Source organism: Bacillus infantis, assembly GCF_020171945.1.
In the GTDB taxonomy this organism is placed as follows: domain Bacteria; phylum Bacillota; class Bacilli; order Bacillales; family Cytobacillaceae; genus Bacillus_AB; species Bacillus_AB infantis_A.
This window is the reverse complement of record NZ_JAIVAP010000003.1, coordinates 515,190-529,717: the sequence shown is the minus strand read 5'-3', so window position 1 is coordinate 529,717 and position 14,528 is coordinate 515,190. Positions and strand designations below refer to the sequence as shown.

Here is a 14,528-nt window from a genome sequence, read left to right as displayed (position 1 = left end):
GGCTTCCTTCAGATTCCACGTCACCGTGGACACCCTTGCCTTCAGCTAATGGTTCGCATATCCCAACGCCCATAGCGGACTTGCACCGCCTAGTTGATGAACATGCCCGGCACACAAAAAATACCGACTGGCAATGCCAGTCGGTCAGTAAGGGGGGAAAATGAGAATGATCAGCTTACTTACATCTTGCTTAAGTGCTTACTCTGCATATTCCCCGTGTTTATCAGGTTAAAACCTTTTTTACAAAGATTTTTATTTTTGTGTTGCCTGCTTAACAGCTGCCACTACTTCCTCTGCTGTTCCCATTTGAAGCGCCTTTTCGGCAAGCTCTTTCATTTCTTCCCTGGACAGGCGAAGAATTTGCGAGCGTGCTTTCAGGATGGAAGTGGCACTCATAGAGAACTCGTCCAAACCGAGGCCAAGCAGAAGCGGAATGGCGGTCTCGTCCCCTGCCATCTCACCGCACATGCCGGCCCATTTGCCTTCTTTATGGGCTGCATCGATCACCATTTTTACAAGGCGCAGAATGGCCGGATTATATGGCTGGTATAAATAAGATACCCTTTCATTCATCCTGTCCGCTGCCATTGTATACTGGATGAGATCGTTCGTGCCAATGCTGAAGAAGTCCACCTCTTTGGCAAACTGATCGGCAAGGACAGCAGTCGATGGGATTTCGACCATGATGCCAAGCTCAATCTTATCGGCTGTTTTCACGCCTTCGGATGCAAGCTTTTGCTTTTCCTCTTCAAGGATTGCTTTCCCCTGGCGGAATTCATCCAGAGTAGCGATCATTGGGAACATGATCTTCAGATTTCCGTAAGAGCTCGCTCTCAGCAATGCTCTTAGCTGCGTACGGAAGATATCCTGTTCTTCGAGGCACAGGCGGATTGCACGGAAACCAAGGAAAGGATTCATTTCCTTCGGGAGGTTCAGGTAAGGAAGCTCTTTATCCCCGCCGATATCCAGTGTACGGACTACAACAGGCTTTCCTTCCATCCCTTCAAGAACAGCTTTATAGGCTTCAAACTGCTCTTCCTCTGTCGGAAGCTGGTCCCTGCCCATATAAAGGAATTCTGTACGGTAGAGGCCTACAGCCTCACCGCCGTTATTGATGACTCCTTTTAGGTCCTTAGGCGTTCCGATATTGGCAGCCAGTTCCACATGGTGGCCGTCTGCTGATACCGTCTTTTCGTTGACAAGCTTCGCCCATTCGGCTTTCTGTGCTTCAAAGGCAGCATTTTGCTCTTTGTAGCTTTCAATTGCCTCAGGGGTAGGATTCACATGAACCTGGCCAGTAAGACCGTCCACAATCACCATATCGCCATTCTGGATTTCCTCTGTAGCTGTCTTAGTGCCGACAACCGCAGGTATTTCCATTGAACGGGCCATGATGGCTGAATGGGAGGTCCTTCCGCCGATATCGGTTGTAAACCCTTTAACAAACTGCCTGTTCAATTGCGCAGTGTCAGACGGAGTCAAGTCTTCCGCAATGATGATCACTTCTTCAGCAATCATGCTTGGATTGACGACCTGGACTCCAAGCAAATGGGAAAGCACACGCTTGGTGACATCGCGGATGTCTGCTGCGCGTTCCTTCATATACTCATTGTCCATTTGTTCGAACATGCTGACGAACATATCAGCTGTTTCCTTCAATGCCTGTTCAGCATTCACTTTTTCAGTCTTAATTTTGTCTTCGATGGGTGAAATTAATTCCGGATCGCTGAGTACCAGGAGGTGTGCATCAAAGATGGCCGCTTTATCTGCGCCAAGGTCTTTTTCCGCTTTTTCCCTGATTGCTTCGAGCTCTGATTTGGAAGTGGCCAAAGCCTGCTGAAAGCGGCCGACTTCACTGTCTGCATCCTCAACCGTCTTTTTGCTGAAAGACAGGTCAGGTTCTACCAAACGGTATGCTTTTGCAATCGCAATGCCGCTTGAAGCTGCAATTCCCTGTAGAAAGCTCATTATTCAGCAAGTCCTTCTTTTGTTAGAGTATCTTCAAGTGCTTTTACAGCCTCAGCTTCGTCGTTTCCTTCAGCAATGATCTTAATATCAGCGCCCTGGCCGACACCAAGAGACATAACACCCATGATTGACTTTAAGTTAACCTTTTTTTCTTTATATTCTAAATGCACATCAGAATCGAATTTGCTTGCAGTTTGAACCAATAGTGTAGCTGGACGAGCATGGATTCCAGTTTCAGCCGTTACTTTAAATTGTTTTTCAACCATTGAGATCAGTCTCCTTTAAAATTAATTAATCATAGCAAGATGTATATGAGTTTGTTGCCTACTAACTTAATCTTAACTCATTAATGCCAAAACGACTAAGCAGTTGCCGGAAACGCCCATAAAAGCCGCATCCCGTTCTAAATGGAACAGGCCAAAAGCGCCAGTACATATTGCATTTATTTATCCACGCAATAGTATTTTTTCCATCTATGGTTTATTCATGTATGAAATTAAGTATAGTTTAGTCGCCTTTTTTCAAGTCATCAGACAACCAACATCTCAAAAAAAAGAATAGCATTTCCTCCCGTCTTAGACAACGTTAATGCCTTATTTTTTAAGGATTTGCAGGTATTTTTTTTATGAAACGCTTTCATTTGCCATAGTTTTCTTTTCTTTACCCAAAAAGAGGATATTATAACTTACTCTCAGCTTATTAATGGCTGCCTCATATTCATATGGCGTGTTATCTGTGCCTTGTGACTGCAGCTTCGCCATTTCTTTCACGCATCTTGCAAGCAGTTCGGCTGCCTGCTTCAAATCCTTTTCCCCGAATTCAGTCCGGTCTTCGACCAGCTGCTTTAATATTGAATCTGCAAGGTCCATGATCCTGTTAAGACGTTCTTGTATTGATAATCCCATTTGAGCCGCCTCCTCCGTGCTTTTTAGATTTATATGCCGGAGGCTTCTTTAGATGTTAGGATTTGCGTCCTTTCAGCTGCTTTTTTTGGAAAATGCCCAGGAGTCTGCCTGACGATAGTTCACCCTCTTTAACAAGGTGCAGATGAACACGCTTCAGATCTTTTTTCAATAAGGCAATCTCTTTCAGAAAAACAGCAGCTTCAGCGGCGTCAGCCAGCTTTTCTCCGTATCTTACTTTTTCATATACGCAGCTGGTAAAAGGGTCAACATGCAGGCCGATCCTTTTCATCCACTCCGGAAAGCTTTCGGACTGCCTTCTGCCGAGCTGCAGTTTATCACTGTATGCTTCGAGCTGGTATATCTCCCTCCTGACAGGGTCTAAAGGCGCCTCTGTCCGTTTCCTGCGGCGGTCCAGCCCTTCATCGCTGCCAGGCTCCCGTTCGACAGTGATATATGATTTCTCCTTATCCTGCATCACACCACCGGAGGTTCTCTTCCTTTTCTTATATAAATAATACATGATAAAAATAAGACAGGCAGCAGCTGCTGCTGCGAGCACCATTTCAAATCCCTGACCCTGTTCTTCCATCAAAGGCTGTTCCCTGCTCTCATCCAGCTGCTGCTCCTGGCTTTCAGGTTCTTCATTCAAATTTACGCTCCAGTCGCGTTTTTCTGCCCATTGGAAAAATGGAGATGCTGCTGCGCCAAAAAGGTAAGCAATGCCCCTCATCACTGAAAAGAACAGCCCGCTGACAGCGGGAATAGCAAACACAGCTGCCACTCCCATCGCAAAAATCACCAGCATGGCAAGAACAAAATCACGAATGAGAAGACCTTTATTTTTTTTGGAAGTTCCGGATGCGGCCAATCTTGAAAAAAATCCTGCTGCGATAATAAAGGCTTCCTGGAGGACGACCATCCAAACAACCTTGCCTATCCATGTTCGATCCAGAAAAACAGCGGCCAGGATAACAGCAAAGCCGCCCGCGAAAACAAGAAGGAAGAGATTGCTGCCAGAACTTCCCCCAGGGTCTTTATAAGCAGATTCCGTCCGCCAGAATACAAGCACACCGAAACATAGCAGGGCGAACCACGAGAAGCCAAGAAGGGTTCCGCTAATGAAGATAAAGGGCAGTACAGCGGCAAAAAACAGCAGGCTCCCTCTGCTGCCCCCTGCATTCAGCAGGAAGAAAAACAGCACGGCTGATGCTGCCATGATTGAGAATGAATATAAAACCGGCAGCCAGTCGCCTGAGGGCATAAACAAAGGGCAGAGCAGCATGCTTGCAAGAGCAGCCTCCGAAATGAGCGTCAAATAGGGATGCCATTTGATTCCCGGCACTTAAACCACCTCTTCATGAATAGGTTTTGACAACGGCTTTATCCAGGCTTTTTGCTCCAGCAGCTGCATTTCCAGCACTGTAAAACTTTTCTGTTCCAATTCTTTAAAATACTTTTCTCCAGCCTGCGGCTTGGAGCCTCCGTGGATAATATAAGGCTGCAGGGCAAAATGCCTTGTATAATGGGCAGCCATCTTGTCATATGGATACAGGACTGAGTGATAGCCTGCAACCGCAAAGCTTTCCAGCACTTTCTGCAGATGCGCCTTTCCGGTCCCGGCAGGTATATATTGAAAGGGGATGGGTCCTGCTGTCCTGATATTCATGCATACTGCAAAAGGAATGCCATCTTTTGCAGCTGTATATGCCAGCTCGGCCGAACAGCTCAGAAGCTCCTCAAGCCTCGGAGTAATGGAGTATCCTTCGGATAGATTCAAAGAAAGCAGCAGGCCTTTTTCAGAAACCGTTTCATAAACTTTCGTCTGGATGCTCTGGCTCCTTGCCGTCGCTTTCCAGTGTATTTGATTGAAGCTGTCTGTCGGCACATAATTCCTCGTGCCGGCAGGAGACATCACATCCTGAAAAAGTGTATGTCTGGCAGCTTCATATCCCGGTTTTGCTGAAACAAACTCTTCCTTGTTTTCAACGGGCAGCCTTTTCGGGTAGATGAGCGCTTCCTGGGCGACTATAGCCCTGTATTCCAGCACTGTCTCGCCAAAACCGAAGAAATGGGGAATCCGCAGCTCCATGCTGCGGATTTTCGCCAGCCCCCTCCTGCCGGCTGAAAATGGAATCCGGACTGAATATTCCCCTTTCCTTGGCAGAGTGAATGGAATGGATAGCTCGTATTTTGAAAATCTCGGCTGCTGGGCACCTTTCAAGGGGATTACAATATCATCGAAATATATATATAGCCGTGCATTCAATATTGGAAGTCCGTTATTTACAAAATCCAGCTCCCATTCATGATGCTCATCAATAAACATCCTTTTCCTGACAGCTTTATTTTCAAATTCAACGCCTTCCCCCATTTTTTTCAAATAATAATTGTTGGCAAGGAGAACACAAAAAAACAAAGTTGACATTAGGAACAAAATCGCCGAAGCCAAATAAAGGCTAAGCAAAACCAGCAGCAGTGCAAGTGCAGACATAATCTGCATGGACCGATTTTCGACCGTATACTTTTTCCAACCCATTCTAGCGGGCACCTGCTTCAACAGGCACTTCAACGGAATCGATGATTTTTTTGATTACTTCTTCCTCTGTCCCTGTAAGGGATGCTTCGGCGGTTAGATAGATTCTATGTGCCAGCACATATGGTGCCATCTCCTTGATATCCTCCGGGACGGCATAACTTCTGCCTTTTATCAGTGCAGCGCCGATTGCAGCCCTCAGCAGGGCAAGTGAACCCCGTGGACTGACCCCAAGTTCAATGGCAGGGGTTTCCCTCGTCTTCCTGACAATTTCGAGCAGATATCCTTCAAGCTCTTCTGATATATGTATCTGTGCTGCTGCCTCCCTCAATCCGGCAAGTTCCTGCAGGCTTATAGCCTGAGTGACTGGTGCTGACGGCCTCCTTTTCCCCTTTAGTATCATTCTTTCTTCTTGGAGGCTCGGATAGCCCAGTTTAATTCTCATGAAAAAGCGGTCAAGCTGCGCAGCCGGCAGAGGAAAGGTCCCTTGCTGCGACTCAGCCGGATTCTGCGTGGCAATGACCATAAAGGGTTCTTCCGCCCTGAATGTATGTCCGTCGATTGTTACCTGGCGTTCTTCCATGGCCTCAAGCAGGCTTGACTGTGTACGAGGGGTAGCTCTGTTTATTTCATCAGCAAGCACAATATTGGCAAGTATGGGCCCTGGGCGGAACTCAAATTCATGGCTTTTCGGATTAAAAAATTGGATCCCGGTTATATCACTAGGAAGTACGTCAGGTGTAAATTGAATCCGCGAGAACCTTCCCCCGAATGTTTCTGAAAATGTTTTTGCCATTAGTGTCTTGCCTGTCCCAGGCACGCTTTCAAGAAGCACATGGCCATTGAAGATGAGGGAAATTACCAGCAATTCTGCTTCATTATCCCGGCCGACTATTACTTTTCCAATTTCGCTTTTCAGCTTTTCTATTTTATCCAGCATTCGCACACCTCTATAATTCTAATATTTTGTCTATTTTAATATAACATGTAATTATGTAAGCATAGCAAGCGTTTGGAAGAAATAGCCTTAGCGCAGAAAATGGTTGCAAAAAAGGCGTTCTGGTGATTCAATAAACTTACAGGATTTAACAGATAAAATAATTTAAGGTGATCATATGAGATATAAACGGGATGAGCCATTCCGATTTCAATTCCCGAAGCCGCTCCTTGGGTCCTTCAGGATTATTAAAATTGACGATAAACCGGTTGAGGCGAGGCCGGGTACAGCGGAGATTATGGATTTAAGCCCAAATGGCATGCGTTTCAAGGCTGCCATGGACCTTCCGGTAAGAGAAAAAAAGCTGCTGATGGAAATTTCTTTTATCATCAACGATTCCCTCATCACCATGACCGGCGAACCGGTATGGCAAAAGCACGAATGGAACAGCAGCATCTATGGCTTCGTATCTGCAGAAGGCAGCGAAAAAAGCCTTGAGATCATCCAGCAGCTTAAAGAGTATGCCAGAAAGGCTGCCGGCTCTTACAAATCAAGATAAAAAAACTCCAGCCGCATTCTGCTGGTGTTTTTTTACTGGAACTTTACGTTCATGCAACGGAAACATTATGAATCCCCTATATGATGGAATAAATCACATGAGGAGGCTTCATATGTTTACCCATCTCTTTAGCTGCCTGATTTTCGTTGGGACTGTTTTTATTTTCAGCATCCTGCTGCTGCGAAAAAACTAGAAGGAATCCTGCTATTCCTCGTACATCATCTTCCTGGTCATTCCCCCATCGACCACGATATTTTCGCCGGTTACAAAATCGTTTTCCGGATCGCAAAGGTAGAGGCAGCAGCGGGCTATATCAGACGGTTTTCCTACTCTTCCCGAGAGATGCTGGCTATGGTCCTTTTCCCTCAATTCATCGTAATGCCTTGTTTCTATCCAGCCCGGGCTAATGGAATTTACCCTTATTCCCTTGTCTGCCAAGGTTCTTGCCAGAGCGTGGGTAATGCTTGTGATTCCTCCTTTAGATGCCGAATAAGCCTCTGTGTCAGGTTCTGACATGGAAGCCCGGGTTGAAGCCATATTCACGATTGAGCCTCCATTTTTCATCAGTTTCACAGCTTCCCTGCTGCAGAGGAAAACACTCCGCAAATTAGTCTGGAGGATCTCATCCCATTCATCCAATGTCATCTCCGTAAATGAAATGAACTTTGAAACCCCGGCATTATTGATGAGGATGTCTATATTTCCATACTGAGCGGCTGTCTTTTCCATTGCAGTTATAACGCTTCTTTCATCTCTCACATCCGTATGCACAAAAAAGGCTTCCCTGCCTTCAGATACCAGCTGCTCCTGAAGCTCAGCCCCTTCCTTTTCAGCTATATCTGCAATAACTACCTTTGCACCCTCTTCAGCAAATGACTTGGCAATGCCCTTGCCAATCCCATTTGCACCACCGGTAATGAATACTGTCATGTCTTTAAACTTCAATGCTTCATCGTCTCCCTTCCTATTTATATTGAGTCTTCAGCTGCGGGGCTCAGAAAGATACTGATACAATACATCTCCGCCACGCTGGCCTATGCCGCGGAAATGCTTAAAGTCCGGGCGGCTGACAAGCACACTCCGAAACTCAAGGAAATCTTCCTTTTTTACATAGTACTCCGCAAGTTCGCCGTTTTTAAGCTTATCAAGCAATTCGTTCACCAAGTGTTGTTCCATGCCAATACCTCCTTTTCACATACTACCTGTATACCAAATTACTATAAGAATTTCCACGGAAATACTTGCAGAATGGCAGTTATGCAGTTTCCACGAGTATGAACCCGAAAAATTGGAAGTTTCAGTTAAAAATGTTCAAAATTCTTTACGAAATTCAAAAAGTAGTGCAAAATGTTAATAAGCTTTTAGAGAAGAAACAAACATGGGAGAGGAAGAGGTTCTATGAAGAAAGCAGAAGTCGGAAACGTGATTGAATTCAGGGAAGGCCTGAAGGGCATAGTTGAAAAAGTGAACGAAAATTCGGTGATTGTCGACCTTACATATATGGATGACTATCGTGATCTTGAATTGGAACAAAGGACTGTTGTTAACCATAAGAACTACAAAGTCATTAAAGAATCAGTATTTTGACAGCAAAATGTAAGCGCTGTAATAAGAACGGAAGCGCAAGCGCCCTATTCACCCTTAATTAACGCAGGCTTACGGCACGTCCTGCGGCAGCGCATGATCCACTTCCTGGAGCCCTTAAGACGAGAGCCTCCAGGAAAGGCGTCTTTGCCTTTTTGGGAGGTTTGGCTTGTGCTCTCGGCGCAGCTGCTGGACGTTGATCAAGTGATATTGATCCACAAGACATACAAGTTATAAATCCCTAAATAATAAAAAGTAAAAAACCTCCGCAGTCAGGCGGAGGTTTTTTACTTTTCTGCAAGGCGGGCTATTTCATCTGATTCATATATCCTTGCAGCCTTTCTGGCTTCCTTATCATGAATTGCGGCGGCTGCCATCCCTTTTGCCACATCGGCTGCCGGGATCGATTTATATTTTTGAAGCTTTCCCTTCATAAATGGCCCTGCAGCCTTTAACAAAACCTCACCGGTTTTTTCCCCCAGCCTGAACTCTGCCCTTTCACCGGCAAGAAGGGACGGCCGGAAAATATGGAGGCTGAAAGCATTCAGCATCTTAAGCCGTTCTTCCATCTGTCCTTTTACCTTATTATAAAAAAACATAGAGTCCGGGTCTGCCCCCATTGACGATATGATCAGGAATCTGGCTGCGCCTGCTTTTTGTGCAAGATGTGCTGCCTTTATGGGATACTCTGAATCAGTTTGACGGAAAGCGTCTTTGCTTCCCGCCTTCTTGATGGTAGTGCCAATACAGCAGAATACATCGTCAGCCTTGAAGGCTTCCACCATCTTTTCCAGACTGCTGAAATCCCCAATGAATACCGTCAGTTTTGGATGCTTTATGCTGAGCGGGCGCCTGCTGATCACTTTTATTTGTGAGTACTGGCCGCTGTCCAGGAGCAGCTCCAGAAGATGGCCCCCTGTCAGGCCGGTAGCGCCTAAAATTAATGCTTTTCGCAACTTTTTCCCTCCTGAATGCAGTTTCAAAACAGTTCTATGCACAAAAGTAGTAGCAGAGTGCTTTCTTTTTTTGATAAAATAGTGATTGGTTTGTTAGAACGCCAATATATTGTACGAGCCAACAGCTTACTTACTGATTATACAGCATAAGAAGCATTGCACCGTAAACCCGACTTTATTTTTTAAACCTGGCTGAAAGGAGATCATGAATGAAAATTGGCTCAATTGATATAAAACTGGTCCTTGGGATCTTAATTGCCCACTTGTTACTGTTTTTCACTTTTCAGGACAGGGCCGTATTTTGGTATATTTTCACCGCTTCCATGCTGTTTCTGATCAGCTATTCAATTATGGCAGAAGAAGTGGAGGATGAGGCTTCTTTCCGATCTTACCTTTTCTATGGAGCAGTTTCCGGAATTCTCCTTTATGGATTATTCTGGACAGGCCATTTCCTGATAGAGATTTTGAACCTGCCATTCGCAAGCCAGATCGGCAGATTGTACAGCCGCCTTTCCCCGGAAGTGATCTGGCATTATATCGTCCTGATCCTTGTCATCATTCCGGGAGAAGAAATTTTTTGGCGGGGCTTTGTGCAAAAACGCCTGCAAAGCTACATAAGACCAGGATGGGCAGTGCCTTTGGCAGCTCTGCTGTACGCCTCCGTCCATTTCTATTCCGGCTATCCGGTCCTTGCGCTGGCAGCCCTTGCAGCCGGGCTGTTCTGGGGGTATCTGTATGCATGGAAGAGAAGCCTGCCTCTGGTCATTGTCTCTCATCTCATATTTGATCTATTGATTTTCGTTATCTTGCCGCTCAACTGATGAAATCAGCAAAATTTGTAACTTCCTGCCGATAATCATCGTCTACTCTATTATAAAACTGCATGACATACAGGAGGAATGCCAAAATGAACACACTTCAAAAACTATTGCTGGCTGCAGGGATCCTTTCACTCGCACTTGCCGGGTGTGGAACCTCAGAAGACACAGGCACTGAAGACAATGGAACCAATACAGAAGAAACAGCGGGCACAACAGACGGCACCCAGGAAACTGGTGACAATTTAAATGGTGCAGGCACAGAACAGACGGATGATCAGTCTGAAGGAGAAGAAACCCCGGAATCAGACAGCTCTGAAATGACGCAGGAAAAATCCCTGTCATACCAGGTGAATGGAGAGACGATGGAAGAAACTGCAGTCCTTGAAAAAAGCGACAACCAGAACTATAGCTTATATGTCCTTCCTTCATACGAACTGACAGCTGAAGAGCCTAATAAGGATGTTCTTTATCTGACAGAAAATGATCAAGTATTCATGAGGATCGAGCTTCTGCCTGGAGATACAGACTGGGAAATGGCTGAAGAGAATGCAAAATCCCAGCTTACAGCGGTAAGCAGTGAGGTGCAGTCTGCAGAAGCTTCTGATGACGAATTCCTCCAGGATGCGATCATCTATGAAGCAGCTTCAGAAGAAGATAAAGCAGCGGTCTACTTGATCAAAAACGATGAACAGCCGCTTAAGCTGAGCATCTACACAAAAAGTGATGCTGATCACACAGATGCATTTATTCAAATGGCAAAAACCATTTCAGCAGATAAATAAGGAAAACAGGCCGATGAATCACCTCATCGGCCTGTTTTTTATGATTCTCTCACTTCTGCAGGCTTAATCCAGAGCAGGACAATAAATAGAATGCTGACATATCCGAATATCGGATAAAGATAGGAAAGCAGTGTACTGTATTCTATCATGCTGATCAAACAGGTAATAAAGTAAATACCCCCGACCGACCAGATTGCCGGAATTGAAACATACTGCCTTATCTGCCTCTCCAGCCCGAAAATATTCCCGATTATCGAGGTAAAGATCTCTCCATATATGACCAGTACAAACAGGCCGTAAAATCCAGAAGCAAGATTTTTCATGATGACAGCCATCGGTATTTCATACACTTCCAGATCAGGCAGCATCACAAGGGTCAGATGGCTTGATAAAAGGATGATGGTCAATGCCGCCCCTCCGATATATCCTCCCATCCTAATGGTCCGGTCATCCTTTATCTCAGCTGCAACAGGCACCAGGACCGCCTGTGCCAGGGCCAGATTGAGGGCCGTATAGGAAAATGGCGCAGCTACAGCTTTCCACTCATCCTCCGCAAACGGAATGAACAGCAGCTGCTCCTGAAAGCCCGGAAGTTTTATAGAAATGTACATTAAGATAAAACTGAAGGCAATCATCATAGGCACAACAAATAAATTCACAGCAAAAAGGCCTTTAATGCCCAGAATCATCACAATCACAGACAATACGATCGTTGCAAAAACCCCTGAGAGCTTGGACAATCCAAGCTGCTCCTGAAATACAGCTCCTGCGCCTGACAGCATGACCGCACATACGCCAAGGAGCATGATTAATGTCAGGATATTGATCACTTTCCCAAAATATCTGCCGAACAGATAATCATTCAGCTCCTGGTAGGATTGTGCATGTATCCGGGCTGAGATCCTCATCAGCTTTGTTCCCAGCATAATAAATATATATCCGCTCATCAGAATTCCGATCAGCCCGATAAACCCGAACCGGGTAAAAAACTCTACTATTTCCTTGCCTGTTGCAAAACCCGCTCCTACCACTGTACCAACATAGACAGCAGCAATCTGCAGGGCTCCAGTCCAGTTTTTCACGAAACCGCCTCCTCCCTTCATGTATATGACCGGCTTTTCCAACAAAGACGAGCTTTTCAAAACAATTGATTTCTTTGGCTCAAATTTCCAAGTCTTATTGCTTGAAAGTCAAATTAGGTCAAAGTATAATAAAATCAAAGTTAGTCAAATATAGTCAAAGTCAACATATAGGAGGCATTGATTTATGAACTGTGAAAAATGTCAACAAAACCAGGCAACGATCCAATTAAGGTTTAATATAAATGGAAATAAAATGGAAACACATCTCTGCAGCAGCTGCTATCAGACCGAAAAGCAAAAAATGAACGCTTCTTTCGGGTATCAGAACCCCTTTGAAGCTTCCGGCATGGAAGATTTGTTCAAACAAATGGGAGCCGGTGAAGGCAGTGCCGGCAAGGGAATGAAACAGCAGCCAAAAGGCAATAAGCAGAACGGCTTTATTGACCAGTTCGGCAAGAACCTGAGCAATGCTGCCAATGCAGGCTTAATAGATCCTGTGATTGGCAGGGATGAAGAGATTGACCGTGTCATTGAAATCCTGAATCGGAGAAATAAAAATAATCCAGTACTGATCGGGGAGCCCGGTGTCGGGAAAACTGCCATTGCAGAAGGACTGGCACTGAAGATATCTGAAAAGAAAGCGCCCCGCAAGCTGCTGAATAAAGAAGTTTATCTTCTTGATGTCGCTTCGCTTGTTGCCAATACCGGCATTCGCGGACAGTTTGAAGAACGGATGAAACAGCTTATCACAGAGCTGCAGGAGAGGAAAAATATTATCCTGTTCATTGATGAAATTCATCTTCTTGTCGGAGCAGGATCCGCGGAAGGCTCCATGGACGCTGGCAACATCCTGAAGCCTGCCCTTGCACGCGGCGAACTTCAGGTGATCGGTGCGACTACTTTGAAGGAGTATCGCCAGATTGAAAAAGACCCGGCGCTTGAAAGGCGCTTCCAGCCTGTTCACATTCAGGAGCCAACACAGGAACAGGCCTTAGAAATCCTGAAAGGCCTTCAGTCCAAATATGAGGACTTCCATGAAGTCATCTATTCTGAAGAGGCGCTGTCAGCATGCGTCACTCTGTCAAGCAGGTATATCCAGGACAGATTCCTTCCGGATAAAGCCATAGATCTATTGGATGAAGCGGGATCAAAAATCAATCTGACAGCAGAATATACACCTGGAGAAGAAATTGAGCGCAGGCTGGCTGAAATAGCAGCAGCCAAAGAAGAAGTCTTGAAGAAAGAAGACTATGAAGAAGCAGCCAAGCTCCGCGAACAGGAAATCAAGCTTGAAAAGGCATTAAATAATGATTCCGCCAAAAGGCCGGTTGTGGAAGTGGGACATATCCAGGAAATCATTGAAAGAAAAACCGGCATCCCAGTCGGCAAAATACAGCAGGACGAACAATCCAAGATGAAGAACCTGGAAAAATCCCTTTCTGAAAAAGTGATCGGCCAGGAAGAAGCCGTTAAAAAGGTCGCCAAGGCAGTACGCAGAAGCAGGGCTGGATTAAAATCCAAAAACCGCCCAATCGGTTCTTTCTTATTTGTCGGTCCAACCGGTGTTGGTAAAACCGAACTGACAAAAACGCTTGCTGAAGAGCTCTTCGGCTCTAAAGAAAGCATGATCAGGCTTGATATGAGTGAATATATGGAAAAACACAGCATATCAAAAATAATCGGTTCCCCTCCTGGATATGTCGGCCATGATGAAGCGGGCCAGCTGACTGAAAAGGTGCGGAGAAATCCATACAGCATCATCCTGCTGGATGAGATAGAAAAAGCCCACCCTGACGTACAGCATATGTTCCTGCAGATTCTTGAAGACGGCCGCCTGACAGACAGCCAGGGCAGGACCGTCAGCTTTAAGGATTCTGTTATCATCATGACAAGCAACGCCGGTGCAGGCCAAAGGGAAATCAAGGTCGGTTTCGGCAGCAGCGGGGCAGTGAAGGAATCAGGCATCCTTGATTCTCTGGGCAGTTTCTTCAAGCCTGAGTTCCTGAACAGATTCGACAGCATCATTGAGTTCAAACAGCTGGAAAAAGACAGCCTGCTGAAAATCGTGCAGCTGATGCTTGTGGAGCTGAATACGGCACTGAAAGAACAGGAAATGCGACTGACTTTCACTGAAGAAGCGGTTGAAAAACTGGCCGAGCTCGGTTATCATCCGGCTTTTGGAGCCCGTCCGCTTAGAAGGGCAATCCAGGAGCAGCTTGAAGACAAAATCGCGGACTTTATTCTGGAAGATCCATCATGCAGGCAGCTGCATGCAGACCTTCTGGATGGAAATATTGTGGTTACTGGAAAATAAAGATGCAGTACAACTATGAAAGACATACAGAAGCTTAATCCAGGCTTACTGTATGTCTTTTTTCTTTAACACTCGCAGGTTATTCAA

Annotated in this window: 15 protein-coding genes; 5 read left to right on the top strand and 10 right to left on the bottom strand. The window is 45.6% G+C overall.

The window, feature by feature from the left end; genetic code table 11:
* Positions 1 to 252 precede the first annotated feature (252 nt).
* The 6 genes from ptsP to LCM00_RS09335 all read right to left on the bottom strand — a co-directional run bounded on the left by ptsP (position 253) and on the right by LCM00_RS09335 (position 6,346).
* Entirely contained in the window at positions 253 to 1,968 is a 1,716-nt protein-coding gene (gene ptsP / locus LCM00_RS09360) for a phosphoenolpyruvate--protein phosphotransferase (RefSeq protein WP_224900571.1), read from the bottom strand.
* Positions 1,968 to 2,234, bottom strand: coding sequence for a phosphocarrier protein HPr (locus LCM00_RS09355; protein ID WP_009794289.1), 267 nt, complete (start codon positions 2,232 to 2,234; stop codon positions 1,968 to 1,970). The genes ptsP and LCM00_RS09355 overlap by 1 nt, the downstream gene beginning before the upstream one ends.
* Before the next feature lie 357 nt (positions 2,235 to 2,591).
* Positions 2,592 to 2,873, bottom strand: a complete 282-nt coding sequence (locus tag LCM00_RS09350) for a hypothetical protein (protein ID WP_224900568.1) — start codon at positions 2,871 to 2,873, stop codon at positions 2,592 to 2,594.
* A 55-nt stretch (positions 2,874 to 2,928) separates the two neighbouring features.
* Positions 2,929 to 4,215: an MFS transporter gene (locus LCM00_RS09345; protein ID WP_224900566.1), complete on the bottom strand. Its 1,287-nt coding sequence runs from the start codon at positions 4,213 to 4,215 to the stop codon at positions 2,929 to 2,931.
* Positions 4,216 to 5,409, bottom strand: a complete 1,194-nt coding sequence (locus LCM00_RS09340; protein WP_224900561.1) for a DUF58 domain-containing protein — start codon at positions 5,407 to 5,409, stop codon at positions 4,216 to 4,218.
* 1 nt (position 5,410) lies between these two features.
* Positions 5,411 to 6,346: an AAA family ATPase gene (locus LCM00_RS09335; RefSeq protein ID WP_224900558.1), complete on the bottom strand. Its 936-nt coding sequence runs from the start codon at positions 6,344 to 6,346 to the stop codon at positions 5,411 to 5,413.
* A 175-nt stretch (positions 6,347 to 6,521) separates the two neighbouring features.
* Here LCM00_RS09335 and LCM00_RS09330 point away from each other — a divergent pair, with 175 nt between their 5' ends.
* On the top strand, positions 6,522 to 6,902 hold the full coding sequence (locus LCM00_RS09330; RefSeq protein WP_224900555.1) for a PilZ domain-containing protein: 381 nt from the start codon (positions 6,522 to 6,524) through the stop codon (positions 6,900 to 6,902).
* A gap of 204 nt (positions 6,903 to 7,106) precedes the next feature.
* On the opposite strand, the gene LCM00_RS09325 is transcribed toward LCM00_RS09330, so the two are convergent.
* A complete protein-coding gene (locus LCM00_RS09325) occupies positions 7,107 to 7,847 on the bottom strand; it encodes an SDR family NAD(P)-dependent oxidoreductase (RefSeq protein ID WP_224900552.1) in 741 nt (246 codons plus the stop codon).
* A gap of 36 nt (positions 7,848 to 7,883) precedes the next feature.
* Positions 7,884 to 8,078 (bottom strand): hypothetical protein, encoded by a 195-nt coding sequence (locus LCM00_RS09320; protein WP_224900550.1) that lies wholly within the window; start codon positions 8,076 to 8,078, stop codon positions 7,884 to 7,886.
* 222 nt (positions 8,079 to 8,300) lie between these two features.
* Between LCM00_RS09320 and LCM00_RS09315 the strand changes: the two genes are divergently transcribed.
* Positions 8,301 to 8,489, top strand: coding sequence for a YkvS family protein (locus tag LCM00_RS09315; RefSeq protein ID WP_009794279.1), 189 nt, complete (start codon positions 8,301 to 8,303; stop codon positions 8,487 to 8,489).
* 284 nt (positions 8,490 to 8,773) lie between these two features.
* Here LCM00_RS09315 and LCM00_RS09310 read toward each other — a convergent pair whose 3' ends face one another.
* Positions 8,774 to 9,442, bottom strand: a complete 669-nt coding sequence (locus LCM00_RS09310; RefSeq protein WP_224900547.1) for an oxidoreductase — start codon at positions 9,440 to 9,442, stop codon at positions 8,774 to 8,776.
* A gap of 209 nt (positions 9,443 to 9,651) precedes the next feature.
* Between LCM00_RS09310 and LCM00_RS09305 the strand changes: the two genes are divergently transcribed.
* Both LCM00_RS09305 and LCM00_RS09300 read left to right on the top strand, forming a co-directional pair.
* Entirely contained in the window at positions 9,652 to 10,263 is a 612-nt protein-coding gene (locus LCM00_RS09305; RefSeq protein WP_224900544.1) for a CPBP family intramembrane glutamic endopeptidase, read from the top strand.
* An 86-nt stretch (positions 10,264 to 10,349) separates the two neighbouring features.
* Positions 10,350 to 11,045 carry a hypothetical protein gene (locus LCM00_RS09300; RefSeq protein ID WP_224900541.1) on the top strand — a complete coding sequence of 232 codons (696 nt, stop codon included), beginning with the start codon at positions 10,350 to 10,352 and terminating at the stop codon, positions 11,043 to 11,045.
* Between the two features lie 38 nt (positions 11,046 to 11,083).
* Here the strand turns inward: LCM00_RS09300 and LCM00_RS09295 are convergent, their stop codons facing one another.
* Positions 11,084 to 12,127, bottom strand: a complete 1,044-nt coding sequence (locus tag LCM00_RS09295) for a YkvI family membrane protein (protein ID WP_224900538.1) — start codon at positions 12,125 to 12,127, stop codon at positions 11,084 to 11,086.
* 184 nt (positions 12,128 to 12,311) lie between these two features.
* Here LCM00_RS09295 and LCM00_RS09290 point away from each other — a divergent pair, with 184 nt between their 5' ends.
* Positions 12,312 to 14,441, top strand: coding sequence for an ATP-dependent Clp protease ATP-binding subunit (locus tag LCM00_RS09290; protein ID WP_224900535.1), 2,130 nt, complete (start codon positions 12,312 to 12,314; stop codon positions 14,439 to 14,441).
* Positions 14,442 to 14,528 lie beyond the last annotated feature (87 nt).

Excerpts from the sequence above, each read along its gene's own strand:
- LCM00_RS09335 (WP_224900558.1), bottom strand. The coding sequence starts at position 6,346 with ATGCTGGATAAAATAGAAAAGCTGAAAAGCGAAATTGGAAAAGTAATA.
- LCM00_RS09350 (WP_224900568.1), bottom strand. The coding sequence starts at position 2,873 with ATGGGATTATCAATACAAGAACGTCTTAACAGGATCATGGACCTTGCA.
- LCM00_RS09290 (WP_224900535.1), top strand. The coding sequence starts at position 12,312 with ATGAACTGTGAAAAATGTCAACAAAACCAGGCAACGATCCAATTAAGG.
- LCM00_RS09355 (WP_009794289.1), bottom strand. The coding sequence starts at position 2,234 with ATGGTTGAAAAACAATTTAAAGTAACGGCTGAAACTGGAATCCATGCT.
- LCM00_RS09300 (WP_224900541.1), top strand. The coding sequence starts at position 10,350 with ATGAACACACTTCAAAAACTATTGCTGGCTGCAGGGATCCTTTCACTC.
- ptsP (WP_224900571.1), bottom strand. The coding sequence starts at position 1,968 with ATGAGCTTTCTACAGGGAATTGCAGCTTCAAGCGGCATTGCGATTGCA.
- LCM00_RS09315 (WP_009794279.1), top strand. The coding sequence starts at position 8,301 with ATGAAGAAAGCAGAAGTCGGAAACGTGATTGAATTCAGGGAAGGCCTG.
- LCM00_RS09305 (WP_224900544.1), top strand. The coding sequence starts at position 9,652 with ATGAAAATTGGCTCAATTGATATAAAACTGGTCCTTGGGATCTTAATT.
- LCM00_RS09330 (WP_224900555.1), top strand. The coding sequence starts at position 6,522 with ATGAGATATAAACGGGATGAGCCATTCCGATTTCAATTCCCGAAGCCG.
- LCM00_RS09340 (WP_224900561.1), bottom strand. The coding sequence starts at position 5,409 with ATGGGTTGGAAAAAGTATACGGTCGAAAATCGGTCCATGCAGATTATG.
- LCM00_RS09320 (WP_224900550.1), bottom strand. The coding sequence starts at position 8,078 with ATGGAACAACACTTGGTGAACGAATTGCTTGATAAGCTTAAAAACGGC.